We start from the raw sequence: 26584 nt of genomic DNA, 5'->3' as shown, positions 1-26584 counted from the left end.
CCGGCCACGGCACCGCCACGGCACCGCATCTGGCCGCATGTGGTCACCAGGGCACGCCACACGGTCGTGTTCACCCACGGTTCGAAGGCGTTCAGGCCACCGCCCGGCCATGACGCGACAAGCGGCGGCGGAGGCGGGCCGAATGCGCTGGGATGTGCGCAGTATCACGAGCGACCTGGCGGGTAGATATGAACGCTTTCGTGGACGGGCCGGCACGCTCGGCGGACCCCTCGGTCCTGGGCCGGTGCCGCTGCGGGGCCCCGCTTCCGCAGGGCGGCCCGTCGGCCGCCGAGGAACGGTTCCGCGGGTTGCTGGAGGCGGCGCCGGACGCCATGGTCATCGTCGACGACACCGGCATCATGAGGCTGGTCAACGCCCAGACCGAGGCCCTGTTCGGCTACCGGCGCGAGGAACTGCTCGGCCGGCCGGTGGAGTTGCTGGTGCCGCACCGTTTCCGGGCCCACCACACCCGCCATCGCGACGGATACGCGGCCAACCGGCAGGTCCGCCCCATGGGCGCCGGACTGGAACTGCACGGGTTGCGCAAGAACGGCACCGAGTTCCCCGTCGAGATCAGCCTCAGCCCGTTGGAGACCGCGGACGGGCTGCTGGTGTCGGCGGCCGTGCGCGACGTCAGCGACCGCAAGGCGGCCGAGGCCCGCATCAACGAACTCGCCGCGCTCGTGGAGTCGTCCCAGGACGCCATCCTCGCCAAGACCCTCGACGGGTTCATCACCTACTGGAACGCCGCGGCCGCGCGCCTGTACGGCTACACGGCCGAGGAGGCGATCGGCCGGCACGTCTCGCTGCTCGCCCCGGCGGAACTGCACGACGACATCTGCGCGCTGCTGCAGCGGCTGCGGCACGGGGAGAAGGTCGAGCACTTCGAGACCCTGCGGGTGACCAAGGGCGGGGCGCTGCTGGACGTCGACGTCACGCTGTGGCCGACCCGGGACACCCGCGGCAAGGTCGTCGGCGCCTGTGCGATCGTCCGCGACATCAGCGACCGCAAGCGCACCGAGGCCGAACTCACCGCCCTGCTGGAGCAGCAGCGGCACATCGCCCTCACCCTGCAGCGCAGCCTGATGGGGACGCCTCCCGCCCTGCCCGGCCTGGACACCGCCAGCCGCTACCGGCCCGCCACCCAGGGCGCCGGTGTCGGCGGGGACTGGTTCGACCTCATACCGCTGGGTGCCGGGCGGGTGGGTGTGCTCATCGGCGACGTGATGGGCCGCGGGCTGGAGGCGGCCGCCGTGATGGGGCAGCTGCGCTCGGCCGCGCACGCGCTCGCCAAGACCGGCATGCAGCCCCGGCAGCTCATGCAGGCCCTCGACACCGTCGTCACCGACCTTGACGTCCCCGACCAGCTGGTCACCTGCTGCTATCTGATCATCGCCCCGGACGCCGGCACCGTGACGGTCTGTTCCGCCGGGCATCTGCCGACCCTCGTCGTCGGCCCCTGGGACGGCGTCCGCGCGCTTCCCACACCGGTGAACGCCCCGCTCGGCGTCGGCGGCGTCCTCTACGAGCAGTCCTGCACGGACATGGCGCCCGGTGCCACCCTCGTGCTGTACACCGACGGGCTGATCGAGACGCCCGGCAGCGACATCGAGGCCCGGCTCGGCGAACTCACCACCGTCCTCGACACGTTCTTCCCGCAGGCCAAGGGGCTGGAGGCGGCCGCCGACCATGTGCTCGCCGAGCTGCTTCCCGACGCCGACGGTCACAACGACGACGTGACGCTCCTCCTGGCCCAGCTCCCGGCCGCACCGCTGGCCGCGGTCACCACCGAGCTGCCCGCGGCCCCGTCCTCCGTCCCGGACGGCCGTGCCTTCCTCCGCCGGACCCTGGCCTCCTGGGAGTGCGGCGCAGCGGCCGACGACGCCCTTCTGCTGCTGTCCGAGACCCTCACCAACGCGGTGCAGCACGCCGAGGGGCCCCTCGGGCTGCGCCTGTGCCGCACCGTCACCGACCTCACCGTGGAGGTCAGCGACCGCAGCCCGCACCTTCCCCAGCCCCGCCTCGCGGCCGAGGACGAGGAGTCCGGTCGCGGCCTGCTCCTGGTCCGCACCCTCGCCGAGAGCTGGGGGGTGCGGCCGACGGACGAGGGCAAGACGACCTGGTTCACGTTGAAGCTGTAGGTGCCGGGTGAGGCCCGGGTGCCGGGTGAGGCCAGGTGCCCGGTGCGGCCGGGTGCCGGGCCGATGCACACGGGCGGCGGAGCTGGACGCCGGGGGGCGCCCCTCACGCCTCCGAGGAAGCCGCCGCCTCCGTCAGGGGCGCGTGCCACACCAGCCTGGTCCCCCCGCCCTCGGGGCAAGCGAGCTCCATGTCCCCGCCCAGCTTCCGCGCCCGCTCCCGCATGTTGGCCAGGCCGCTGCGGCGGCCCTCCGGCGGGATGCCGACGCCGTTGTCGGTGACCGTGAGGCGGACTTCCTTCCCGTCGGTCCCCAGGGCCACCTCGGCACGGTTCGCGCGGGCGTGCCGGGCGATGTTGGTGAGGGACTCGGAGAGGACGGCCACGACGTGGTCGGCGGTCTCCTGCGGTACGTGGGTGTCGAGCAGGCCCTCCATCCGGACGCTGGGCGCGAAGCCCAGCACCTGCGCGGCTTCGCCCGCGATCCGCACCGCACGGGCGCGCAGCCCGAGGGCCTCGTCGTCGTCCCGGGTGCGCAGTCCGAAGATCGTCGACCTGATGATCTTGATCGTCTCGTCCAGGTCGTCCACCGCCCGCCGCACCCGCTCGGAAGCCTGGGCGTGCTGGATGAAACGTCCGGCGCTCTGCAGGGTCATGCCGGTGGCGAACAGCCGCTGGATGGCCAGGTCGTGGAGGTCCCGGGCGATCCGGTCCCGGTCCTCCAGCAGGGCGATCTGCTGGGCGTCCTGGCGGCGCTCCGCGAGTTCCATGGCGACGGCGGCCTGCCCCGCGAACACCTGCAGCGGCTCGGTCTGCTCGTCGGAGAACTCGTTCGCGCCCGTCTCCCGGGCCAGCAGGACCACGCCCCGGACCCGCTCGCCCGAGCCGATGGGCACCGCAACGGCCGGACCCAGACCGGCGAACCGCGGCGGCCCCGCCGAGATCCGGTCGTCATGGGCGACGTCCGCACTGATCACCGGCGCGCCCGCGGCGAAGGCCCGGCCGGTGAGCGTGCCCCGCACGGGCAGTACCAGGCCGCGATGCGCGTCCGCCTCGCGGCCGATGGCCAGTTCCACGGCGAGGGTGTCGGTGTCCTTCATGGGAATCGCGACGGCGGCCAGCGCGGCATCGGTGATCTCCCGCGCCCGCTCGGCGATCAGGCCCAGCACCTCGTGCTGCCCGGCGCCGGACATCAGGCTGCGGGTGATCTCGGCGTTGGCCTGCAGCCAGCGCTCACGCAGCCGGGACTCCTCGTACAGCCGGGCGTTGTCGATCGCCACACCGGCCGCCACGGCGAGCGTCGACAGCACCGACTCGTCGTCCTCGTCGAACTGCAGGCCACCGCGCTTCTCGGTCAGGTACAGATTGCCGAAGACCTGTTCGCGCACCCGGATAGGGACACCGAGGAAGGTGTTCATCGGCGGGTGATGCGGGGGGAAGCCGTAGGAGGAGGCGTGCTCGGAGAGCCTCGCCAGTCGCAGCGGCTCGGGATGGCGGATCAGCTCGCCGAGGATGCCGTGGCCCTCCGGGAAGGGACCGATGCGGGCGATCTCCTCCTCACCGACCCCGGCCGTGATGAACGCCGACAGTCTTCTGCCGTCCGGTCCGATCACGCCCAGCGCCGCGTACTCGGCGTCGACGAGGGCGGCCGCCGCCTCCACGATGCTGCGCAGCGCCTGCTCCAGGTCCAGCTCACGGCCTACCGAGAGGACCGCCTCCAGCAGGCTGTGCACCCGGTCCCGGGTACCGCGGGCCGCGTCCAGGCGGGCCTGCAACTCCTCCAGCAGTTCGTCCAGCCGCAGCTGGGGCAGCCGTACCCGGGCCTCGTGAGCTCCTTCGGCGCCTACCACCGCTGACCTCCCAGCCCTGCGTGATACCGACGCCCGCACCGCACCTCGGCCAAGGTAACGGCCCCGGCAGGAGGGACGATACGGGATCACGGGGCCCGGGGGCACCTCGGAGCGCCCCGCCCGGGACGTCGGTCGTCGTGGTGGCCGGCCGGGAATCCCGTCCGGGCGGAACGCGGCCGTTCGGGCGGTTGAGAGGGGCCGAACGGCCCTGTCCCCGCCGGGCGCGCGCACGGACGATGGGCTGGTGGAGCACGCACGGCTGACACAGAGTGGCCCCGATTTCTGGATGCCCGTCCGCGGGGGCTGCCCGGGCCTGGAGGGTGTCCGGGCGTGGAGGGTGTCCGGGCCGGCGGGAATCAGCGGCCTTCGGCGCGCAGCCGGTCCTGGGCCCGGGTGGCGATGACGGCGGCCTGGATGCGGCGCTCGACGCCGAGCTTGGCGAGCAGCCGGGAGATGTGGTTCTTGACCGTCTTCTCGGCAAGGTACAGCCGCTGGCCGATCTGGCGGTTGGTGAGCCCCTCCCCGATGAGGGCCAGGATCTCCCGCTCCCGCTCGGTCAGACCGGGCAGCGCGTCCGGCGTCTCCTCCTGCTGCGGGCCGCCCCGCAGCCTGGCCATGAGCTTGGTGGCGGCGCTCGGGTCCAGGAGCGACTGGCCACGGGCCACCGTGCGCACCGCCGAGACCAGGTCCGAGCCCTGAATCTGCTTCAGGACGTACCCCGAGGCGCCCGCCATGATCGAGTCGAGCAGTGCCTCCTCGTCGTCGAACGAGGTCAGCATCAGGCAGGCCAGCTCCGGCAGCCGCGAGCGCAGTTCCCGGCAGACGGTCACGCCGTCGCCGTCCGGCAGACGGACGTCCAGGACGGCCACGTCGGGACGCAGGGCGGGGACGCGTACCAGGGCCTGCTCGACGGTGGCGGCCTCCCCGACCACGGTGATGTCCGGTTCGTCGTTCAGCAGGTCGTGCACCCCGCGCCGGACCACCTCGTGATCGTCGAGGAGGAAGACCCGGATCGGGGTGTCGGGCCCGGCCTGCTCGCGCTCCGCCATCGGTCGCTCCTTGTGCTGTGTTCGGTTCCCACAGGGATACTTCCCCGTCGCAGAGACCGCTGGCCAGGGCCGGTCGGCCCTGTTTCGCCCGGCCGGCCCCGGGCCGTTCAGCCGTTCCACGTCCAGTCCGCCACCTCAGGCATGTCCATGCCGTGCTCACGGATCCAGACGTGGTGGCGCTGCCGGGCGTCCTCCATGCGCTGGCGCACGGCCGCCGCCCGCACCGCGAGGCCGGGGACGCGGTCGATGACGTCCATCACCAGGCGGTAGCGGTCCAGGTCGTTGCGGACCACCATGTCGAACGGTGTGGTCGTGGTGCCGATCTCCTTGTAGCCGCGCACATGCAGGTTGGGGTGGCCGCGACGCCGGTAGGCCAGGCGGTGGATCAGCCACGGGTAGCCGTGGTATGCGAAGATCACCGGCTTGTCAGGGGTGAACAGTCCGTCGTACTCGAAGTCGCTCATCCCGTGCGGGTGTTCCCCGCTCGGCAGCAGCCGGGCGATGTCGACGACGTTCACCACCCGTACGGCCAGCTCCGGCAGCTCCCGGCGCAGCAACTGGGCGGCGGCCAGCACCTCCTGGGTAGGGACGTCGCCCGCGCAGGCCAGCACCACGTCCGGGTCCCGGGAGCCCTCCTCGGTGCCGGCCCAGTCCCAGATGCCGGCGCCGCGCGCGCAGTGGACCCTGGCCTCCTCCATCGACAGCCAGTCGAAGCAGGGCTGCTTGCCCGCCACGACGACGTTGACGTAGTCACGGCTGCGCAGCACGTGGTCGGCCACCGACAGCAGGGTGTTGGCGTCCGGCGGCAGGTAGACCCGCACCGCCTCCGGGCTCTTGTTCAGGATGTGGTCGACGAAACCGGGGTCCTGGTGGGAGAAGCCGTTGTGGTCCTGGCGCCACACGTGCGAGGTGAGCAGGTAGTTGAGCGAGGCGATGGGGGCGCGCCAGGGCAGACGGCGGGTGGTGCGCAGCCACTTGACGTGCTGGTTGACCATGGAGTCGACGATGTGGACGAAGGCCTCGTAGCAGGAGAACAATCCGTGCCGGCCGGTGAGGAGGTAACCCTCCAGCCAGCCTTGGCAGGTGTGTTCGGAGAGGATCTCCATCACACGGCCGTGCGGGTCGAGATGTTCGTCCACCGGCAGCGTGCCGGCCTGCCAGGCCTTGCCGCTGGCCGCGTACACGGCCTGCAGGCGGTTGGAAGCGGTCTCGTCCGGGCCGACGAGGCGGAAGTCGCGCCGGTCGGCGGTGGCCGCCATGACGTCCTGGAGCATGTCGCCGAGGACACGGGTCGGTTCGTGCGTCGTCGCGCCGGGCTTGTCGACGGCGACGGCGTAACGCTCCAGTGGCGGCAGGGGCAGTCCGCGCAGCAGCAGTCCGCCGTTGGCGTGCGGGGTGGCGCCCAGCCGGCGGTGGCCCGACGGAACACAGGCGAGGACGCCGGGGCGCGGGGCGCCGTGTTCGTCGAACAGTTCCTCGGGGCGGTACGAGCGCAGCCACTGCTCCAGCTGCCGCAGGTGCTCGGGGTTGTCCCGTACGGCGGCCAGCGGCACCTGGTGGGAGCGCCAGGTGCCCTCGACGGGCAGGCCGTCGACCTCGGTCGGGCCGGTCCAGCCCTTCGGGGTGCGCAGCACGATCACCGGCCAGCGGGGCCGGTCCGTGGCGCCGTCCTCGCGGGCGGCGCGCTGAAGGGCGGCGATGCGGCCGACCGCGGTGTCCATGGCCTCGGCCATCGCGCGGTGGACGGCCGCCGGGTCGTCGCCGGTGACGTGGAGCGGGTCGTGGCCGTAGCCCTTCAGGAGGTCGTCGAGCTCGGACTCGGGCAGCCGGGACAGCACCGTCGGGTTGGCGATCTTGTAGCCGTTGAGGTGCAGGACCGGCAGCACGGCACCGTCGTGCACCGGGTCGAGGAACTTGTTGGAGTGCCAGGAGGCGGCCAGTGGCCCGGTCTCCGCCTCCCCGTCGCCGATCACGCAGGTGACCAGCAGATCCGGGTTGTCGAGGGCGGCGCCATAGGCGTGCGAGAGGGCGTAGCCGAGCTCGCCCCCTTCGTGGATCGAGCCCGGGGTCTCAGGGGCGACGTGGCTGGGCACCCCGCCGGGGAAGGAGAACTGCCTGAACAGCCGGGCCATGCCCGCCGCGTCCCGGGTGACGTCCGGGTAGGTCTCGGTGTACGACCCTTCCAGCCAGGAGTTGGCCAGGACGGCCGGGCCGCCGTGGCCGGGGCCCCAGATGCACAGGGCGTCCAGGTCGCGGGCCTTGATGACGCGGTTGAGGTGGGTGTGCACCAGGTTGAGGCCGGGTGAGGTGCCCCAGTGGCCGAGCAGGCGCGGCTTGACGTGCGCCGGGCGCAGCGGTTCGGTCAGCAGGGGGTTGGCCATGAGGTAGATCTGGCCCACGGTGAGGTAGTTCGCGGCGCGCCAGTGGGCGTCCAGGACGGCGAGCTCCTCGTCGGTGAGCCCGGCGGACGCCTGCTGCGTGTCGACGGACATCGGGGTTCCTTCCGGGTCGGACGGCGGTCGGGGCGTGGCATGTGCCGGTTCGCGCACAGTTCTCACCCTGCGGCGGGCCACCGGGTACCCGACAGGGCCGTTCGACCCCACCTGCCGGGCCGAGCCGTCCGTACGTGCCGGGTCTCAGGGCCCGAGGTCCACCCCGTACAGCGTCTGCCCGCCGACGAGCTCGCGCCCGGTGACCAGCTCCGGGTGGATGCGCAGGAACACCTCCCGCGGGGACGGCGCCCAGGAGCGCGGGCCGGTCCGGGTCAGGCGCCGCCGCTCCGCGGGGTCGGTGACGACGGTGGCCCGGCCGGTGACGACGACGCTCCATCCGGCGCGCCTGGCGGCGTCGACCTCGTCCGCCTCGAAGGCGACCACCGCGCCGTCGACCGCACGTACCAGCTCCGAGGCCTCCGAGGTGCACAGCAGCACCGCGCCGTCGGTGTCCAGGCGGAAGTTGACCGGAAGCACCGCGGGCAGGGCGCGCCGCGTGTGGACGACACGGCCCACCGGGACCTTCGTCAGCAGACGGAGGCACTCCTGCCGGTCGAGCTCACGAAAACCGTCATTGGGGTACATGGCCAGTCCGTCTTTCACCTGGTACGGCGGTGTCCTCCATCGTCGGCCGTGGGGTGAGCGCCGGGTGAGGGCCCTTCGGTCCCCGGCGCCTGGAGAGCGGCCCTCCTGCGTGGCCCACCACGAGTGGGGCCGGACGGCCCTGCGATGCCCTCTGGTCGGCCCAAGCCGGCCCGCGCCCGGACCTGGCACCGTGCTGCACAGGGGGGAAGCGGCCGAGAAGGAGGTGGAGCGCCATGACAGCACGGGCCGGGAGGACGACGAGGCCGTCGTGGCGGTGGCGCGGCAATCCGCTGCGCCGGCACGACGACGTGCTCGAGGCGTGGATCGTGCTGGCGGTCTGGCTGATCGTCGCGGTCGGCGGCGCGGCCGTGGGCGTGGTGACCGCCCGGGCCGCCGCCGACGGATTCGCCCGTGAGCGCGCCGAGCGCCGGCCGGTACGCGCCGTGCTGCTCGTGGACGTGCCGCAGACGGCCGGGGACCACGTGGTGACCGACGGTGACCGGGTGATGGCGAAGGTCCGGTGGACGGTCCCCGACGGCTCCTCCCGTAGTGGCCGTACCTGGGTGCGGCCCGGTCAGAGCGCCGGAGCACACCTCACGGTGTGGACGGACACACGGGGCCGGCCGGCCGTGCAGCCGCGCACCGGGACGCAGGCCGCGGTCGAGGCGGGCGTCTACGGCGGCGCGGCGGCCCTGGCCCTCGCGGGTGTCACCGTCGGCGCCGGGGCCGGGGCACGGTACTGGCTCGACCGACGGCGCATCGACGCCTGGGGCAGGGAGTGGGAGCTGGTCGGTCCCCGGTGGAGCCACCGGACCCGCTGACGTGAGCAGGACCGGATGCACGGACCGGAGTGCCGAAGCACGATGGAAGTGGGGGCCGGGGAGGTGCGGGCCCGCTCTTCACGCTGGAAGTGATTCCATGGCACAGCAGTCTGCGACCACAGGACGTACGACCTCCCAGGTCGGGTTCGCCGGCGTGCTCCTCGGCTTCGCCCCGTGGATCGTGTTCGGGGTGCTCGCCGGGCCCAGCACCTGGGAGTACGCGGCGCTGGCGGGTCTGATCGCCGCGCTCGTGCTGTCCGGTCAGGACCTCCGCCGGCGCCGGTACATGCTCCTCGACATGGCCGGCATCCTGTTCTTCGCGGTGATCAGCGTCCTGGCGCTGGTTCTGGGCCGGGACCAGTTGCTCTGGCTGGAGACGTACGCGCAGGTCATCTCGAGCGGAGTGCTGGCCTGCGTGGCCCTCGGCTCACTGTTGCGCGACCCGTTCACCGCGCAGTACGCCCGGCGGACGACACCGCCCGAAGTGTGGGACTCCCCTGTGTTCCTGCACATCAACAGGGTGCTGACGGCGGCTTGGGGGACGGTGTTCGCGCTGATCGCGGTACTGGGCTGGCTGGCGGTACGCACGCCCTCGGCGAGCGACTGGCTGAACTGGGTACTGCCCGTCGTACTGCTGGTGTGGGCCGTCGACTTCACCCGGCGCTACCCGGATTCCTACCTCGGACGGCAGTGACCGGGGCGGCGGTTCGGCCCTCAGTGGCCGGTCGTGCAGCGTCGTTCCTTCAGCGTGGCCTCGTAGAGGTGGTCCCTGCCGTCGGCCAGTTCCTGACGCGCCTCGGCCTCCAGCTCACCGAACGGCCGGTAGTAGGTGGCGTTGTACGCCTCGACGATCTGGAACGTCCAGTGCCCCGGGATGACGTTGCGGCCCAGGATCTCCCGCTGCACCCGGTCCGCCCAGGCGTCGTGGCCGGCCGCGCGCAGCAGTCGGACCGCGCGGTCCAGTTCGAAGTCGGCGCTGCCCGTGAGCTGGTGGAAGGAGTACAGGTGGCCGCGGGCGCGCTCGGTCGTCTCCAGGGCCTTCGACAGGGACCCCAGGGCCTCCACCGTCTGCTCGGACACGTGTGCGGGCCGCTGGTGGTCCCCGTCGGGACCGTGGTCGTGGACGGTCATGACCGGTCTCCTGGGATGTCAGTGAGTCAGTGGACGATGGTGAAGCTGCGCCACGGTCCCGTGGAACGGACCACCGCGTCCGACGTCTGCGTGGGCAGGTAGACGCTGTCTCCGCCCGATTGCTCCGTGCAGTCGGCCCTCTGGTAGAGGACGATGTCGTTCCCCGTGAAGTTGCGGACGTGGGTCACGCCCGCACGGAACCGATGACAGCCGTCGACCGGCGGATTCGAGATGGTCTCGACGGGCCTGATCCCGTTGCGCGCGTCGATCGTCCCGAGCGCCTGCTCGTCGCAGGCCGTCAGCGCCACGCCGAGCAGTGCGATGCCGGCGAGAGCGGCCAGCGAGCGTGGAGCGGGCATCTGGCCTCCTGTACCGGGGATGAGAGCCGGCTGGATCGTCATTCCCCCCGTCGGGCAGTGGTGGGTCCCTCTCCCTCCACTATCCGTCGCGGTCGGCGCACGCGCCCGGCGGTCAGGCCCATTGCGGGCATGCGGAGAAGCGCTGTGAACGACCACGGGCGATAGTGGCAGTGGGCCGCCGTGTGACGGCTCGGGAGGTTGGGATGGACCTGGTCCACATCCGCGTGGTCGTGCCGCCCGTGCTCACCAGGTCGGCCGTCGACCTACTGACCGGGGACGAGCAGGTCCTCAACCTCGTGATCGTGAGCTCGGCCCACGTCACGGGCAGCGACGCGATCGACTGCGACGTGCCGAGGGGCGCCGCGAACGGTCTGCTGGACGACCTGCGCGAACTGGGCGTCGACCGTACGGGGTCGATCGCCGTCGACGGCGTCGGCCTGATGTTCTCCCGGCGCGCGGAGCAGATCGAGGCCGGTCAGCCGCGCGCGCTCGCCCGCGTTCCGCTGTGGGCCACGGTCGAGGCCCGCATCCGTGCGGAGGGCACCTACGTGCCGTCCTTCTACCTGTTCCTGGTGATCGCCGGGCTCATCGGCGCCGTCGGCATCCTGACCAACTCGCAGATCCTCATCGTGGCGGCCATGGTGGTCGGCCCCGAGTACAGCGCGATCACCAGCATCGCGCTGGGGCTCGACCGGCACGACCGCCGTCCGGTCCGGGAGGGGACGCGCGCCCTCACGGCCGGTTTCCTGCTGGCCATCGGGGTCACGCTGGGTTTCGCCGCGCTGGCGCGGGGTGCCGGTCTGCAGTCCAAGGCCTTCGACCTGGGTCTGCGGCCCGTCTCCCACCTCATCGACACGCCGGACTTCTTCTCGGTCGTCGTCGCCTTCCTGGCCGGTGTGGTCGGGATCGTCTCGCTCACCGAGGGCCGCGGCAGCGCCCTGCTCGGTGTGTTCATCTCGGTGACCACGATTCCCGCCGCCTCGGACATCGCGGTCTCGCTCGCCTTCGCCGACTGGCGCCAGGCGCGGGGCTCGCTGCTCCAACTCCTGCTCAACGTGGCCGTGCTCGTGGTCGTCGGCCTGTTCACCCTGCGTCTGCAGCGACGTCTGTGGCGGCGCGCGACGCGCTTCTCCGCCTTACCCTGATCTGGGGGGTGCGTTCGGGTGAATCCCACTCCGGAAGGAGCGCCCCGATGGACGACTATCCACTGATCGAGAACCACGGCCTGCTGGGCGATCTGCAGACTGCGGCACTGGTGACCACGGACGGGATGGTCGACTGGTTCTGCTCCCCGCGGTTCGACTCGCCGAGTGTGTTCGGGGCGCTCCTCGACAAGGAGAAGGGCGGGCACTGCACGATCCGGCCGGCCCACACGACCCACGCGACCAAGCAGTTGTACCTTCCCGACACAGCGATCCTGGTGACCCGGTTCATGACCGAGGCGGGCGCCGGAGAGGTGATGGACTTCATGCCGGTGACCGGTACGACGGTCACGCGCCGCCATCGACTCGTCCGCCTGGTCCGCTGTGTGCGCGGCAGCATGACGTTCGATGTGGAGATCGCCCCGCGGTTCGACTACGGGCGCACCGCCCACCGCCTGCACATCACCGAGCACGGAGCGGTGTTCGCCGCGGACGACGGCACGAAGCTCACCGTCCACCCGATCCGGGAACCGGAGGACGATCGGCTGGCGGACGTTCTCACGGCCAGGGAGTCCGACCTGCACCTCTCACTCACGCTGGAGGCGGGCCAACAGCGCGGCATGGTTCTTGAGATGGGCGCCGAAGGGCCGCCCGCCGAGGTCCGCGAGGCCGAACACCGGCGGCTGTTCGACGAGACCGTCGCGTTCTGGCGCTCCTGGCTGAGCCAGTCCCGCTACACGGGACGCTGGCGGGAGACGGTGGAGCGTTCCGCGATCACGCTGAAACTCATGACCTTCGCGCCCAGCGGCGCCGTGGTGGCCGCACCCACGGCGGCCCTCCCCGAGCAACTGGGTGGCGAGCGCAACTGGGACTACCGCTTCACCTGGATCCGCGACGCCTCTTTCTCCGTGTACGCCCTGCTGGGACTGGGGTTCACCGAGGAGGCAAGGGCGTTCATCCTCTGGCTGAGCGACCGGGTCCAGGAGCGGGCCGGACGCGACGGGAACACGGGCCCGCTCAACATCATGTACAAGGTCGACGGCTCCTCCGATCTGGACGAGCAGATCCTCGACCACTGGGAGGGATATGCGCGTTCCGCGCCGGTGCGGATCGGCAACGGCGCGGCCACACAGCTCCAGTTGGACATCTACGGCGAGGCGATGGACAGCATCTACTTCGCGCAGCAGCACGGCTTCCACGTCGGGCACCGGGGATGGACCTCGCTGCTGACGGACCTGGACTGGCTGGCCGACCACTGGGACCAGGCGGAGGAGGGACTGTGGGAGACCCGCGGCGGGCGCCAGGACTTCACGTACGGCCGGGTGATGTCGTGGGTGGCGTTCGACCGCGCCGTGCGGCTCGCCGAGTCGAGCGGCTGGCCCTCCGCGGCCGCACGCTGGAAGAACGAGCGGGACGCCACCTACCAGCAGGTGATGGCCAAGGGGTGGAACGAGAAACGCGAGGCTTTCGTCCAGCACTACGGAAGTGAGGTACTGGACTCCTCGTTGTTGCGCATGGCGACGGTCGGATTCCTCACCCCCAGCGATCCGATGTGGGCGTCGACCCTCGACGCCATGGAGCAGGAACTGGTCAGCGACAGCCTGGTCTACCGCTACAACCCCGAGGCCTCGCCCGACGGCCTGCGTGGCTCGGAGGGAACCTTCTCGCTGTGCACGTTCATGTACGTCGACGCCCTGGCACGGGCGGGACGGACCGAGCAGGCGCGGCTGGTGTTCGAGAAGATGATGGGATACGCCAACCATCTGGGCCTGTACTCGGAGGAGATCGACCCGACGGGGCGTCAACTGGGGAACTTCCCGCAGGCCTTCACGCATCTCGCCCTCATCGACTCGGCCATCACTTTGAACGCCGCTCTCGACGGGCGGTAGCCGGCGTCGGTCAGCCGGCCGGATCCGGGCCCGCCGTCGGCGGCCCGAGGATTACGAGCGTGTCACCCTCCGCCGGTGTGGCCGCCAGGGAGTCGGTGACCGGTTCCAGCCGGCCGTCGGCCCGCACCAGGAACAGGAGGTCGTGCCCCGGCGGGCGGGGCACCGACGCGGGCAGTACCTGGAAGCGGGCGCCCCGCTCGTGGCGGGACACCAGGGTGTGCCGGACGAGCCCGGGGCCGAAGAGGGTGGCCCCGGCGGTGTAGGGGGCGACGACACCCTGGCTGTCGGGTGGCGGGCCGATGCGGTGGACCGGGCCGTCGATGCTGTCCTTCATCAGGGTCGTGGCGAGCGCGTTGAAATCGTCGTCGTCCGTGAACAGGAAGAGGGACGTGACTCCTTGCAACCGGGCCTGCGGATCGTCGGCGACGGCCATGAGCTCGCCGGCGGCGAGCTCGATCCCGGCATCCTCGATCCGGTCGCGCTCCCGCGCGGATCCCGCCCACATCAGCACGTCCACCCCGGCGGTGCGCAACGACAGGGCGAGGTCCACCACCCATGGTGCGCCGCCCACCAGGAGCGGGCGGGAGCGGACGGGCCGCGTGGCGCCGAGGCGGGCGGCGACCGGCTCCGCCGTCAGCCCGTAGATCACGACCGTTGCGACGATGACCAGGAACGTGATGGGAAGGATCTTGTCGGCACCGTGCAGTCCCGCGGCGGCGAGTGAGCCGGCGAAGGTGGTGGCGGTGGACGCCGCGACGATGCCGCGCGGGGCCATCCAGCCGGTGAAGGCGCGTTCGGCGGCGGGGAGGTCCGTCCCGAGGCCCGCCAGCAGCGCGGCCAGCGGCCGGGTCACAAGGACGAGCACGACGACGAGCAGCAGGGTCGGCAGGAGCACCGGGGTGACGGACTTCGGCGTCACCGTGGCCGAGATCGAGACGAAGAGCAGGCCGATGATCAGTTGGACCAGTGTCTCGGAGAACGTCCGTCGTGCGGGCATGTCGAAGCCGGGCAGGTTCGCGACGGTCAGCCCGGTGACGATCGCGGCGATGAGCCCGGTGTCGTCGTACGCCATGTCGCAGGCCGCCGCCACCACGACCACGATGGCCAGTTGGGCGAGCGTGCCGAGCGTCTCACCGAGACGGAGCCGGCGGAGCGTGAACCACAGCAGGGCGACGCCTGCCACGCCACCCAGGAGTCCGACGGCGAGGCCCGCGAAGAAGGCACCGAAGCGGAAATGACCGGTCTGGAGCCCGCCTGAGACGATGGAGTGGAAGACGACGGCGCCGAGGATGCCGCCGATGGGATCGACCAGCGACCCTTCCCACACCAGGACGCGCCGCACCCTGTCGGTCGGCCTCACGTGTTCGAGCAGGGGGCCGACGACGGTCGGCCCGGACACCACGAGGATCACGCCGATCATGCTGGCCGTAGCCGTCGGCACGCCGAACAGGGCCGGGCCGAGGAGCACGACGGTGCCCCAGGAGAGCGGCACCCCGAGCACGATCAGCCGCAGTACGACGGTGCGCGTGGCGCCCTTGAGACGGCGCAGGTCCAGGCCCAGTCCGGCGTCGTACAGGATCAGCGCGACCGACAGCGAGACCAGGGCGGAGAAGTCCGGCCCCACGAGCCGCTCCGGGTCGACGACATCGGTGAGGGCCCCGGCCGCGAATCCGACGGGCAGCAGCACGATCAGGGACGGGATCCGTAGCCGGCTCGCGAGGATCTGCGAACCGACGGCGAGGGCGACGGTCAGGCCGAGGCCCAGCAGGATCTCGTCCTCGGTCACCGTCAGCCCTCGTCGCCGGCGGCACCGGTTCGCAGGTCGGCGTCGGTGAGGCCCTCCAGCTCGCCGTGGGTGTCCAGCCAGTACAGCAGGACGACCGCGGGGACGACCAACACGACCGCGACGACGATGACGAGCCCCAGCCAGCGAAGTGTGGTGTGCGCGCCCGCTCCCTCGGCGACGGTCAGCGTGGTGGGGATCAGGTACGGGCGCTGGGCCATGCCCCAGGCGATGACGGCCGACGCGACCACCCCGACGGCGGCGACCCGTGACCATGCGCCGGACGAGCGGAGCAGGAGCCAGGCGGTGGTGAGCGTGGCCAGCGCCGACAGGACGACGAAGACGAGCCCCGCGCCGTGCGTGAGTCCACGCCACACATGTGGGGCGTCCCCGTGGGTGACCACCAGCGTGATCACCGCCAGGGCGGCGACCACGGCCAGCGCGCCCAGTGCCCGCCGCCGGAAGTAGGCGTCCAGGTCCGACGCGTCGAAACGCCGGGCATCCGCGGCCAGGAAGACGGCACCGAGCAGGGCCGTGGTCGCCACGGCGAGCAGACCGAACAGGACCGATGTGGGGTTGGCCCAGGCGTCCGCCGACGCCTGGGTGCTCGCCGTCACCCGGCCGGAGGCCACTCCCCCGGCCGCGGCGCCCAGGAAGAACGGCGTCAGGAGCGAGGAGACGGCGAACATGGCGCCGTACAGGCGCCGGCCGGCCAACCGCCGGGTGGGCTTGCGCAGGGCGAAGCCGGCGCCGCGCAGCACGATGCCGACGGCGGCCAGGGCCAGCGGCAGCCACATCGCGGTGAACACCCGCTGGAAGAGGACGGGGAACCCTGTCCACATGATGACCAGCACGAAGATCAGCCAGACGTTGTTGACCTCCCAGACCGGAGCCATGGCGTGGTCGATCAGCCATCGGGGGCGTTTGCCGCGTTCCGCGCCGCCCGCGGTCAGGTCCCAGAAGCCGGCTCCGTAGTCGGTGCCGCCGGCGCAGGCGTACGCGGCGACCGCGAGCAGCAGCACGGCGGCGATGACCCCGGTGATCACGGCCGGCTCCCGGTGGAGCGCGGCCCGTACGGGGTGTCCGTCTCCGGGGTCCGGCCGGGTGTCTCCCGGTCGTCTTTCCCGTCGGCGAGCCGCCAGCGGGCGCGCATTTTGAGCAGCACCAGCAGGAAGGACGCAAAGACGACGAAGTACACCACGACGACCAGGCCGAACATGGTCCACAGGGCGGCGGAACGCGTCGACGTGACCGCTTCGGCGACCCGCATGTTCTGGTAGACGATCCACGGCTGGCGGCCCACTTCGGTGGTGATCCAGCCGCATTCGACGGCGACGACGGAGGCGACGCCGGCCAGTGCGGCGCCCCGGTAGAACCACGGTGAGCGGGGCAGCCTGCGGCGGCGCAGCCAGACCAGGGCGTACCACAGGGCGAGCAGCACCAGCAGGGAGCCGATCCCGACCATGGTGTCGAAGGTCCAGTGGACGATGGTGGCCTGGGTGGGCGTCGGCCGGTCGCTCGCAGCGACGGTGGTCAGCCCGGTGACCTGGGTGTCCGGGCGGAAGCCGGCCAGGATGGAGTCGAGCTGCGGGATCTTGATGCCGCCGGAGACGGTCCCGTCCGGGTGCAGCCGGCCGTACAGGTACTCCGGAACATGGGTGTCGGTCTTCCAGACGATCTCCATGGCGGCGAACTTCACGGGCTGTTTGTGGAAGACCTGCCGGGCGATGGAGTCACCGAGCATGAACTGCACGGGGGTGCACACGGCGGCGAGCGTGAAGGGAATCGTGAAGCCCAGCCGGTGGTACCTGCCGCGGCGGCCGCGCAGCCACCCCACGGCGTAGACGCCGGCCGTGACGTAGCCGGCCGTTACGAACATCGCGAAGACGAAGTGCCAGTACTCCGGGCCGAACATTGGCGTGAAGATCGCCTTGCGGATGTTCACGTTCACGGGGTTGCCGGCGGAGTCGAGGGTGAAGCCCCGCGGGGTGTTCATCCAGGAGTTGGCGGCCAGGATCCCGAAGGCACCGAGCAGGGCGGCGAACGGCAGCGGCAGCCCGAGCAGGAAGTGGGTCCGGGAGGGGAGCCTGCGCCAGCCGTACAGGTAGATCGCGATGAGGACGGCCTCCAGGAAGAACGCCCAGGCCTCGACACCGAACCCGATGCCGAACACATCGCCCCACCTGCCCATCATGCCGGGCCACAGCAGCCCGAACTCGAAGGACAGCACGGTGCCGGTGACGACACCGATGGCGAACTGGACCGCCATGACCGCCGACCACCGCCGCGCCAGCAGCAGGGCGGTGGCATCGCCGCGGCGCAGACCGTAGCCGTGCACGATGAGTGTGATCAGCGGCAGCGCGACGCCCAACGGCACCAGGACGATGTGGGAGGCGAGCGTGAAGGCCATCATCGATCTGGCCGGGAGTGTTTGCGGCGGCACGTCCGCCAGCAACAGGGCCGTATGCATATGAGCCTCTCCGGGGCCGGCGCGGGTGCGGTGGATCAGCCGCCGGTGGCGAAGCCGGGGAAGAGGGTCATCCCGCCGTCCACGTAGAGGGTGGTGCCCACGACGTAGTCCATGAGGTCGGAGGCGAGGCCGACGGCCGCGTTGGCGATGTCGTCCGGGTCGCCGACGCGGTCGTAGGGGATCAGCCGCAGGAGGTCCTTCTGGGCCTCGGGTGTCTCCCAGGCGCTGCGGTTGATGGGTGTCTTGATGGCTCCGGGGGCGATCGCGTTGACACGGATCTTCTTCGGGGCGAGTTCCTGGGCGAGGGTCTCCATCATCATCTGTACGCCGCCCTTGGAAGCGGCGTAGTTGACGTGCCCCGTCCACGGGATGATCTGGTGCACCGAGCTCATGCAGATGATCTTCCCGGCGGCACGGGACACCTCGGGTACGACCCCGCGCCGCAGGAACTCCTTGGTCGCCTCACGGGCACAGAGGAACTGCCCGGTGAGGTTGACGTCCAGGACCTTCTGCCACTGGGCGAGGGTCATGTCGACGAACGAGGCGTCGCGCTGCATCCCGGCATTGGCGACCAGGATGTCGATCGTGCCGAACTCCTGGACCATCCGGTCGATCATGGCCACGACCTGGTCCTCCCGCGACACGTCCGCCTCGTAGGCAGCGGCCCGCACGCCGAAGGAGGTGATCTCGTCGACGACCTTCTCCGCTTCGTCGGCGCCGGCCACGTAGTTGACGACCACGTCGGCCCCGGCCCGGCCGAGGGCGATGGCCGTCGCCCTGCCGATTCCGGAGTTCGCTCCGGTGACCAGCGCCTTCTGGCCCCTGAGCAGGTGCGTGGGGATCACGCCCTGGGGTGCGCCCTCGGTGGTACTCACGATGACCTACTCCTGACGTCGCGTCGCCCGGGCCCCCGGGCCGTGGACCGGGGGTTCGAGTGCCACACCATCACCATGGCCGGGCGGGCGGCACCCCGGGAGGTACCGCGTTGCGCCGACCGGCTGAGGAGCTTCGCCCGGTCGGTCGCGCCGGTCGCCGACCGCGGTCAGCCCAGCCGTTCCAGGAGGTGGTCTCCCACGCGCAGGGCGTTCGCGATGGCCGTCAGGGACGGGTTGACCGCCCCGATGCTCGGGAAGAAGCTCGTGTCGACGACGTACAGGTTGTCCAGGTCGTGGGCCTTGCAGTTGACGTCCAGCGCGGAGGACGCCGGATCGGTGCCGAACCGGATCGTGCCCGCTTGGTGCGCGGTGGCACCGATCGGCATGCCCTTGTGCAGGTAGATGCTGTGCGACAGCAGGTGGTGCTCGTGCATCCCCAAGTGGCCGAGCATGTGCTGGAGTTTGTGCCGCAGGCGCCCCAGTCCCGCGATGTTGTTGTCCTCGTCGAGCGTCAGCCGGATGCGGCCGTCGCCTTCGAGGGTGACCCGGTTGTCCGGCTGCGGCAGATCCTCTCCGCACAGCCAGAAGTCGACGGCGTGGTGGGCGAGCACCTCGAAGGGCATGTCCGGTGTGACCGTGCCGGCCCAGCGCGGGGCCTCGCCGTGGATCTGCTCGGCGTCCGACTTGCCGAGCATCTGGATGCCTCCGAGGGGGTAGTCCCAGTCGTCGGCGCCCAGGTACCAGTCGTGCAGGGCGAGGGTCTTCTGGAACTGGGTGTCGTTGGGCTGCTTCGAAACGGCTATCAGAGCCAGGTTGTTGTGCCGCATGTAGTGCCGGCCGACCACGTCGGAGCTGTTCGCCAGCCCGTGGGGGTGCCGGTCGTTCGCCGAAGCGAGCAGCAGCACGGCGGAGTTGACCGCCCCGCAGGCCACCACCACGATGTCCGCGGTGAACCGGGCCTCCTCCTCACCCGGGAGCCGGGCGAGGACCGTGGTGACGCTGCGGCCTGCCGGGTCCGTCTCCAGCCGCGTCACATGGGCGCCGGTGACCATGTCGACGCCTCTGTGGCGCAGTGCCGGTTCGACGCAGACGACCTGGGCGTCGGACTTGGCGCGGACCAGACAGGGGAAGCCGTCGACCCGGTTGCAGCGGATGCAGGCGCTGGAGTGGGTGGCCTGCCCGCTCTCTTCCTGGGTGAGGTTGACCCCGATGGGCAGATGGAAGGGGTGCAGTCCCTGTTTCTCCAGGTCGTCGCTCAACTGCTGGATACGGGGCTCGTGTTCGACCGGCGGGTAGGCGTACTGGGCGCTGCACGGCCCCTCCCAGGGGTCCTCGCCGTGCCGGCCGTGCACCAGGTAGAGGTGTTCGGCCTCGGTGTAGTACGGCTCCATGTCCTCATAGCGGATCGGCCAGGCGGGAGAGACACCGTCGTGGTGGCGCAGTTCCCCGAAGTCCTCCGGGCGCAGCCGGAAAAGTGCCGCGCCGTAGAACTTCGTGTTGCCGCCGACGTAGTAGTTGACCTCGGGCGGGAACTCATTGCCGTGCTTGTCCAGCCAGAACTCCGGTGCGCGGTACTTGCCCTTGACGAACACGGCCGTCGAGTCCCAGTTGTCGCGTTCGCGCCGCAGGTAGTCGCCGCGTTCGAGGACGAGCACCCGTTTGCCCGAGGGGGCGAGCCGGTGGGCGAGCGTCCCGCCACCGGCGCCGGTGCCGATGATGATGATGTCGTAATGGGGGAAGTCGCGCATGCGACCACCGTCCTTGCCTCCGCGGCCTCGGCCGGGGCCGGGACCTGACACAGCTTTCTCCCCACTTCGAACGTATCCGTCCCCGGGCGATGCGGCACCCGGAGGAGTCGGCGTCCGGTTTCGTCACAGGACGGCGATCGGGTTCACGGGGCTGCCGGTGGCCGCCGGCAGCCGCAGCGGGGCGACGACGCACAGGAAGTGCCAGCGGCCCAGTTGTTCGCAGGCCGGCGCCAGTTGCTCGAGGTCCAGCCAGTCCATGAGGTGCATTCCCATGGCGTTCACGGCGAGTACGTGGACGGGGAACGGGACCTCGGCCACCGCGCTGGGGGCCGTGTCGCTGTTGCCGTCCGAACCGAGGACCGCCACCCGCCGCTGGGCCGGGAAGCGCATCGCCGTCGGGTGCAGGCCCGCCCGGGCCCGTGCCGAGTCCCAGGCGCCGTGGCTCTGCCGGCGACGGCGGTGCCCGACCCGTACGAACAGCAGGTCACCCGGGCCGACCGTGACGTCCTCAGCCGCCTCGGCCGCCATCAGGTCCTCGGCGGTGACCTGGTCGCCGGGTTCGAGCCATGGCACGCCCCGCAGACGCGGGATGTCCAGGAGGACCCCGCGGCCGACGATGCCGTCCTGGACCAGGTCCAGCGTGAGAGCGTGGGCGCCGTCCGGTGTCACGCTGCCCGCGGGGACACCGCCGTACAGTTCGCCGTCGAACATGACGTGGCACAGCGCGTCGAGGTGGCTGTCGGCGTCCGAGTGCACGTTCATGGCGAACCGGTCGCGAGCGAAGTGCAGCCCGGGGGCGTCGGCCTCGCCGGGCGCCGACGCGGTCATCCGGTGGGATGCGGGCTGCGGGTTGTCGGGCCCCGGCTCGGTCTCGATGGGTGCGGCCAACGAGAGGGAGCGTCCACGCCGGACCTCCGCGGCGGCGGCCACCACGCGTTCGGGGGTGAGGTGGCCCAGCGCCCCGCGCGGCTGGTCCGCGCCGGACCGTGCCTGCTCACGCAGCCGGCGGTACAGGGACCGGAAGTCCGCCTCGGACATGCGCTGCGACGTCGCGGGGCGCGGTTGCGAGCTCACGGCCGGTGTCCTTGCCCGATCAGCCGAGGACCCGGCGCTTCTGGGCCTCGAACTCCTCCTCGGTGAGCACTCCCTGGGCCTTCAGGTCGGCGAGCTGCTTGAGTTGGTCGATCTTGCCGGTCATGTCGTCGGTGCCCGACTGCGGTGCGGCGGGCGCAGGTGCGGCCTCTGGAGCGGGTGCGGCGGCCTGCCGCTCGTCCTGCTGGGCCCAGCGGCCCGCCTGCCGCCGCGAGACTCGGTTGGACACCGCGGTGGCCGTGCCCGAGATGACTGCGGTGCGGGCGACACCACGAAGCAGTCCTGGCATACTCACTCATCTCCCACGTCGCGTCAGGCGGCCACGGGCCCGCTCGGGGGCGTCGATTCGGTCGCGTCCAGCGACGCCAGCAGCGCCTGAACGGGGATGCGGCCGCTGGCCACCAGCTGGGCTCCGCCGCGCCTGAGCGCACGGGCCAGCGGAGCGGCCCACACGTTCTCGTACACGAGGATCGCGGCGGAGTTGCCGGGCTCCAGCGCGGCACCGGCTTCGTCCAGATCGCCCTGGTCCAGCAGCCCGGAGGAGGCCCCTTCGAACATCGTGAGATCGAGCTCGCCGCCGATGTCCTCCAGTCGCAGCGCGGTCACCGACCCGTCGGCGTCCTTGCGGACGAAGGCGAGGTCGATGATGCGGATGGTGCCGCGGTCGACCAGGTCGACGAGCAGGGGGAACCCCTCACCCGTCATGCGGTTGCCGGGAAACTCGACGATCAGATAGTCGACGGGCCCCATTTCCTCGAGGTCCTCGGTCATGGCCACTCCTCGGAGGCGGACGGTCCCTCCAGCCATTCCAGCACCCGCCCCAGGGGGCCGCACGTCCAGAGCCGGGGACGGGGGCGCCGACCGGCTTCCCCGTCCCCGGCGGACCGCTGCCTCCTGCCGCGGCTACTTCCTCCTGCGGCGCAGCAGCAGGCAGGCGACCAGCAGTCCCGCTCCGGCGGCGATCAGCACGGTGCGGTTGTCGCGCACCGGTTCCGGTGCCCTTTCCTGCCACATCCGGTCGGCCTGCTCGGCCCTGGCCCTGACCTGCCCGGCGGCCTGGGCGGTCTTGTCCTGCAGCACATGGGCGGCCTCGGCGGCCTTCGCCTTGGCCTGGCCGGTGAGCTCCGCGGCCGTCGCGGCCGTCTGTTCCTTCACGGCCGCCGCCTTCTGCCGGGCCTGGTCCTTGAGGTCCGCCTTCTCGGCCAGCGCCTCGACCGTGTCCCCCAGTTCGTGGCGGGTCTGCTCCACCTGGGCGCGCAGTTCCTCGGGTCCGGAGGCGGTGGGCTCGTCGTGGGGCGGCTGGGTCATCGCCTGGCACTCTCCTTGATCTCGGCCACATCGGCCTTCACGTTGTCGATGGTCTGCTCGGGTGCCGGCGGGGCGGCCCGGCCGACCTCCTTCTTCCCGGTCACGGCCAGCACCGCGGTGATCACGCCGAGGACGGCGGTGACGATCAGCGCGGCGGCCCACACCGGCAGCGGCACCGCCAGCGCGGCGATCGCCGTCACGACCAGAGCCTCAAGGGTCAGGAAGCCGGTCAGGCCGGCGCCGCCGAAGAGGCCCGAGCCCTTCCCGTAGCGCCTGCCCTTCTCCTTCATCTCCGCCTGAGCAAGTCGCATCTCGCCCCGCACCAGCTCCGTCAGCTGCTGCGAGGCCCGCTGGACCAGTTCGCTCACCGGCTCCGAGGAGGCAGTGCTCGGGCCTCGGCTGTCCGGGGTCATGACGGGTCACCTCCCTGCATCGGCTGCCACTCGCCGTGCCGGGTGCCCGGACGCGGGCATGCCATCCCACCTCACCTGTGGTGTCGGGCGGCGGCCGCGGTCTGAGAGCTCGTCATTTGCGGTAGCCGAGGATCGTCATCATGCCGGACTCGGAGTGGTACTGGTTGTGGCAGTGCAGCATCCACAGGCCCGGGTTGTCGGCATTGAAGTCGAGGACGAGTTTGCGGTGCGGCAGCACGATGGCGGTGTCCTTGCGGGCCCCGACCCCGTCGAGCCCCCTGACGGCGAACGTGTGGCCGTGCAGGTGCACGGGATGCCACATGTCGGTGGCGTTGACGACGGTCAGCCGGACCCGTTCACCCTGCCGGACCGGGTGGCGCTCCTCGACGGAGTACGGCCGGTGGTCGAACCCCCAGTTGAAGGCCCGCATGTTGCCGGTCAGCCTCAGGCGCATCTCACGGTCCGGATCACGGTGGCACAGCGCGACGGACTCGTCCGGCACGAGCCGTCTGGCCGGCACGACCTTCCCCTCGAGTTCCCGCGGATGCACGGTGGACCGGGGCAGGCCCCCGCCGCCGGTACGCAGCACCGCCAGCGCCCGGCCGTCCTTGCCCTCCGCCAGCGCGACCAGCGGGAACACGCCGTCCTGGACGGTGATCAGCACGTCGTAGCGCTCGGCCATCCCCAGCAGCAGCGCGTCCGTCCGCTTGTGCTCGACCGGGTAGCCGTCCGTGTGTGTCACCGTCATCTCGTGGTCGCCCAGCGCGACCCGGAAGGCCGTCTCGGCACTGGCGTTGATGATGCGCAGCCGGATACGGTCCCCCGGGCGGGCCCGGAAGACCGAAGGCTCGTGCGCGAGGCGCCCGTTGATCAGGTAAAGCGGGTAGTCGACGCTGCCGCCTTCGCTGTGGAGCATACGGCTGTGGGAGCCGTGGAGCAGACGGGAAGGGCTCTTGGACTTTTCGGGGTCCCAGGCACGCGCCTCGTCCCACGTGTCGTGGCCGGAACCGTCGTGCTCCCCGTCCTCCCCCATGTCCATGCCCATCGGAGCACGCTTGCCGTGGTGCAGCTCTGCGAGCACTCCGTCCGGGGTGGAGCCCTGCACGCCGTCCAGCCAGTCGTCCAGGACCACCACCCACTCCTTGTCGTACGACAGGGGCTCCCTGGGGTCCTCCACGATGAGCGGCGCGTACAGGCCGCGGTCGAGCTGCATCCCCGAGTGGGAGTGCAGCCAGTAGGTGCCCGGGTGGGTCACGGCGAAGCGGTAGTTGAAGTCCGCGCCTGGCTTGATGGAGTACTGGGTCAGGCCCGGCACTCCGTCCATGTCGTTGCGCATGCGCACGCCGTGCGAGTGCAGGGTGGTCGACTGGGGCAGGCGGTTGGCAAGGGTGAGATCGAGGATGTCTCCCGCGTGGATCCGCACCTCCCGGCCGGGCAGTCGGTCGCCGTACGCCCATGACCTCACCATCAACCCGCCCAGGTCGAGATACGTCTCGCCGGCGGTGAACCGGAACCTGCGCACCGGCCCCGACCCGCGTTCCCGTTCGGCCTCCAGGACCTCCGGGTCGGACGGGTTCACATACCCCTCGGGCCCTCTGGGGACGAAGACCTCTCCGTGGTGGCCGACCGTCCCGGTTCCGGGACGGGAACCCGGCGCCGGGTGGGGAGCCGGGCGGGCGTGGGGGCTGCCCGCCGGGTGGGAGCCGGACTCCGGGCGGGGTGCGGACCCGGAGCATGCGGTCAGGATCCCCGAGCCGGCGGCCACGATCGAGGCACCGAGCACTGTGCGCCGCGTGTGTGTCTGCATGACAGAATAAGACACGTTTTATGACCATATGTGTGAGAACTGGCGCGGCGCGTCTCATGAATCGCGGGCACCGACGACGGTGCGGCCGATAGTGCGGCTATGCGGATCACGATCGCCGGCACCTCCTTCACCAAGCGCCGGGTCCTCGTCCTGGCCGTCGCCGGCGCCGTCGGGACCGCCGGTGCCACCCTCCTCCTCGGCACCCTCGCGCACCGGGGCCACCACTCCCCCGCCCCCTCCGCCGCCACGTCCGGCCCGGCGCCGTCCCCCGGCGCCCCCGGCATCGGCGATCCGCTGCTCCCGCTCGCCGGCAACGGCGGCTACCAGGTGCGCCGCTACACCCTCGCCTTCGACTGGCGGTCTCCGCGGACGCCCTTCGACGCCGGCGCCACCATCAGCGCCACCGCCACGCAGGCCCTGTCCCGCTTCGACCTGGACTTCGCGGGCAACACGCTGCACAGGGTCACCGTCGACGGCCTGCCGGCGGCCGCGGTACGCGACGGCGACGAACTCGTCGTCACCCCCTCAAAGCCGATCCTCCGGGGCGCCGCCTTCACCGTGCGGGTCGCCTACACCGCCGACCCGACGCGGCAACGGCACCGCGGCGACGCGATCGCGGACTACGGCTGGGTGCCCACGCCCGACGGCACCGTGCTCTGTCCGCAGCCCGACGGCGCCAAGATGATCTTCCCGGCCGACGACCATCCGAGCCTGCGCGCGCCGGTCACCTTCCGCATCACCACCCCGCCGGGCATCAGCGCCGTCGCGGGCGGCAGGCTCGTCGAGCGCGTCCGGCGGCCCGACGGACGCACCCGGTGGACGTACGACTCCGAGCAGCCGGTCGCGGCCCAGCTCGTCCAGCTGGCGATCGGGAGGTTCACGGTCGTCGACGGCACCGGACCGCGCGGGCTGCCCCTGCGCGACGTGGTCCCGGACGGACTGGTCAGCGGCACCGCGGCGTACCGCTCGCTGGTCCCCGAGCACCTGGCCTGGCTGGAGCGGCGGCTGGGCCCGTACCCGTTCAGCCGCTACGGAGTGCTGGTCGGGGACACCGACCTGCCGGTGGCGCTGGAGACGCAGTCGCTGTCCGTGCTGCCGAGCGCGGATCTGCTGGGCGACCGGGTCCACGCCGAACGCAACCTCGTGCACGAGCTGACCCACCACTGGACCGGGGACAGCGTCGCCGTCCGGCGCTGGTCCGACCTGTGGCTGAGCGAGGGTCACGCCCAGTTCTACGAACGCCTGTACTCCGACACGCACGGCGGCGACAGCATGGAGGAGGCGATGCGGGCGGCGTACGAGCGGCACGACCAGTGGCGGCACGACGACGGGGCGCCCGCGGAACCCACCTGGCCGACCCTGTTCCGGCAGATCCGGTACGACGGCTCGGCGCTGGTGCTGTACGCGCTGCGGGAGGAGGTCGGCGAGGACACCTTCGACAGGATCGAGCGGTCCTGGGTCACGCGGTACCGGGGCCGGGCAGCGGGCACCGCGGACTTCGTCGCGCTGGCGTCCGAGGTCGCGGGCAGGGACCTGAGGCCGTTCCTGACGCCGTGGCTGTACGGGGAGCGCACCCCGCCGATGCCGGGGCATCCCGACTGGCAGGTGGACCCCGTCAGGACCTGAGCCGACA

The 26584-nt window shown here is 71.5% G+C and carries 23 protein-coding genes; 6 read left to right on the top strand and 17 right to left on the bottom strand.

Annotated elements, in window-relative coordinates; all coding sequences use genetic code 11:
- The first annotated feature begins 188 nt into the window (after positions 1-188).
- A complete protein-coding gene (locus ACFYZQ_RS07450) occupies positions 189-2141 on the top strand; it encodes a PAS domain S-box protein (RefSeq protein ID WP_389142682.1) in 1953 nt (650 codons plus the stop codon).
- Positions 2142-2244: 103 nt separating this feature from the next.
- On the opposite strand, the gene ACFYZQ_RS07445 is transcribed toward ACFYZQ_RS07450, so the two are convergent.
- The 4 genes from ACFYZQ_RS07445 to ACFYZQ_RS07430 all read right to left on the bottom strand — a co-directional run bounded on the left by ACFYZQ_RS07445 (position 2245) and on the right by ACFYZQ_RS07430 (position 8113).
- Entirely contained in the window at positions 2245-3987 is a 1743-nt protein-coding gene (locus tag ACFYZQ_RS07445) for a GAF domain-containing protein (RefSeq protein ID WP_389142679.1), read from the bottom strand.
- 356 nt (positions 3988-4343) lie between these two features.
- Entirely contained in the window at positions 4344-5036 is a 693-nt protein-coding gene (locus ACFYZQ_RS07440) for a response regulator (RefSeq protein WP_389142676.1), read from the bottom strand.
- A 107-nt stretch (positions 5037-5143) separates the two neighbouring features.
- Entirely contained in the window at positions 5144-7528 is a 2385-nt protein-coding gene (locus tag ACFYZQ_RS07435; protein WP_389142673.1) for a phosphoketolase, read from the bottom strand.
- A gap of 144 nt (positions 7529-7672) precedes the next feature.
- Positions 7673-8113: a pyridoxamine 5'-phosphate oxidase family protein gene (locus ACFYZQ_RS07430; RefSeq protein WP_389142670.1), complete on the bottom strand. Its 441-nt coding sequence runs from the start codon at positions 8111-8113 to the stop codon at positions 7673-7675.
- Between the two features lie 233 nt (positions 8114-8346).
- On the opposite strand from ACFYZQ_RS07430, the gene ACFYZQ_RS07425 reads away from it, so the two are divergent.
- Entirely contained in the window at positions 8347-8934 is a 588-nt protein-coding gene (locus ACFYZQ_RS07425; RefSeq protein ID WP_389142667.1) for a hypothetical protein, read from the top strand.
- A 97-nt stretch (positions 8935-9031) separates the two neighbouring features.
- Positions 9032-9628, top strand: a complete 597-nt coding sequence (locus tag ACFYZQ_RS07420) for a hypothetical protein (RefSeq protein WP_389142664.1) — start codon at positions 9032-9034, stop codon at positions 9626-9628.
- A gap of 20 nt (positions 9629-9648) precedes the next feature.
- On the opposite strand, the gene ACFYZQ_RS07415 is transcribed toward ACFYZQ_RS07420, so the two are convergent.
- Positions 9649-10065 carry a hypothetical protein gene (locus ACFYZQ_RS07415; protein WP_389142661.1) on the bottom strand — a complete coding sequence of 139 codons (417 nt, stop codon included), beginning with the start codon at positions 10063-10065 and terminating at the stop codon, positions 9649-9651.
- 26 nt (positions 10066-10091) lie between these two features.
- Positions 10092-10424: a hypothetical protein gene (locus ACFYZQ_RS07410; RefSeq protein ID WP_389142658.1), complete on the bottom strand. Its 333-nt coding sequence runs from the start codon at positions 10422-10424 to the stop codon at positions 10092-10094.
- A gap of 203 nt (positions 10425-10627) precedes the next feature.
- Between ACFYZQ_RS07410 and ACFYZQ_RS07405 the strand changes: the two genes are divergently transcribed.
- Together ACFYZQ_RS07405 and ACFYZQ_RS07400 are read left to right on the top strand one after the other, a co-directional pair.
- Entirely contained in the window at positions 10628-11569 is a 942-nt protein-coding gene (locus tag ACFYZQ_RS07405) for a DUF389 domain-containing protein (RefSeq protein ID WP_389142655.1), read from the top strand.
- A gap of 47 nt (positions 11570-11616) precedes the next feature.
- Positions 11617-13455: a glycoside hydrolase family 15 protein gene (locus ACFYZQ_RS07400; protein WP_389142652.1), complete on the top strand. Its 1839-nt coding sequence runs from the start codon at positions 11617-11619 to the stop codon at positions 13453-13455.
- Positions 13456-13465: 10 nt separating this feature from the next.
- Here ACFYZQ_RS07400 and ACFYZQ_RS07395 read toward each other — a convergent pair whose 3' ends face one another.
- The 11 genes from ACFYZQ_RS07395 to ACFYZQ_RS07345 form a co-directional block, all read right to left on the bottom strand.
- Positions 13466-15241 carry a cation:proton antiporter gene (locus tag ACFYZQ_RS07395; protein ID WP_389142649.1) on the bottom strand — a complete coding sequence of 592 codons (1776 nt, stop codon included), beginning with the start codon at positions 15239-15241 and terminating at the stop codon, positions 13466-13468.
- A 2-nt stretch (positions 15242-15243) separates the two neighbouring features.
- On the bottom strand, positions 15244-16284 hold the full coding sequence (locus tag ACFYZQ_RS07390) for a cytochrome d ubiquinol oxidase subunit II (RefSeq protein WP_389142646.1): 1041 nt from the start codon (positions 16282-16284) through the stop codon (positions 15244-15246).
- Positions 16281-17708: a cytochrome ubiquinol oxidase subunit I gene (locus tag ACFYZQ_RS07385; RefSeq protein ID WP_389142643.1), complete on the bottom strand. Its 1428-nt coding sequence runs from the start codon at positions 17706-17708 to the stop codon at positions 16281-16283. The genes ACFYZQ_RS07390 and ACFYZQ_RS07385 overlap by 4 nt, the downstream gene beginning before the upstream one ends.
- A gap of 35 nt (positions 17709-17743) precedes the next feature.
- Positions 17744-18583, bottom strand: coding sequence for an SDR family oxidoreductase (locus tag ACFYZQ_RS07380; RefSeq protein WP_389142640.1), 840 nt, complete (start codon positions 18581-18583; stop codon positions 17744-17746).
- A gap of 167 nt (positions 18584-18750) precedes the next feature.
- Positions 18751-20331: a GMC oxidoreductase gene (locus ACFYZQ_RS07375; protein ID WP_389142638.1), complete on the bottom strand. Its 1581-nt coding sequence runs from the start codon at positions 20329-20331 to the stop codon at positions 18751-18753.
- A 123-nt stretch (positions 20332-20454) separates the two neighbouring features.
- Positions 20455-21369 (bottom strand): cyclase family protein, encoded by a 915-nt coding sequence (locus ACFYZQ_RS07370; RefSeq protein WP_389143235.1) that lies wholly within the window; start codon positions 21367-21369, stop codon positions 20455-20457.
- A 55-nt stretch (positions 21370-21424) separates the two neighbouring features.
- A complete protein-coding gene (locus tag ACFYZQ_RS07365) occupies positions 21425-21712 on the bottom strand; it encodes an SHOCT domain-containing protein (protein WP_389142635.1) in 288 nt (95 codons plus the stop codon).
- 23 nt (positions 21713-21735) lie between these two features.
- A complete protein-coding gene (locus tag ACFYZQ_RS07360; protein WP_389142633.1) occupies positions 21736-22194 on the bottom strand; it encodes a DUF6325 family protein in 459 nt (152 codons plus the stop codon).
- Between the two features lie 132 nt (positions 22195-22326).
- On the bottom strand, positions 22327-22731 hold the full coding sequence (locus ACFYZQ_RS07355; RefSeq protein ID WP_389142630.1) for a DUF3618 domain-containing protein: 405 nt from the start codon (positions 22729-22731) through the stop codon (positions 22327-22329).
- Positions 22728-23144, bottom strand: coding sequence for a phage holin family protein (locus tag ACFYZQ_RS07350; RefSeq protein WP_389142627.1), 417 nt, complete (start codon positions 23142-23144; stop codon positions 22728-22730). The genes ACFYZQ_RS07355 and ACFYZQ_RS07350 overlap by 4 nt, the downstream gene beginning before the upstream one ends.
- Before the next feature lie 112 nt (positions 23145-23256).
- Positions 23257-24951: a multicopper oxidase family protein gene (locus ACFYZQ_RS07345; RefSeq protein ID WP_389142625.1), complete on the bottom strand. Its 1695-nt coding sequence runs from the start codon at positions 24949-24951 to the stop codon at positions 23257-23259.
- A gap of 99 nt (positions 24952-25050) precedes the next feature.
- Between ACFYZQ_RS07345 and ACFYZQ_RS07340 the strand changes: the two genes are divergently transcribed.
- Complete coding sequence (locus ACFYZQ_RS07340; RefSeq protein ID WP_389142623.1) at positions 25051-26577, top strand: M1 family metallopeptidase; 1527 nt, start codon at positions 25051-25053, stop codon at positions 26575-26577.
- Positions 26578-26584 lie beyond the last annotated feature (7 nt).

The organism is Streptomyces sp. NPDC001843, from assembly GCF_042891955.1.
In the GTDB taxonomy this organism is placed as follows: domain Bacteria; phylum Actinomycetota; class Actinomycetes; order Streptomycetales; family Streptomycetaceae; genus Streptomyces.
Note: the sequence above shows the minus strand (reverse complement) of the source record. Positions and strands in the feature narration are given on the sequence as shown.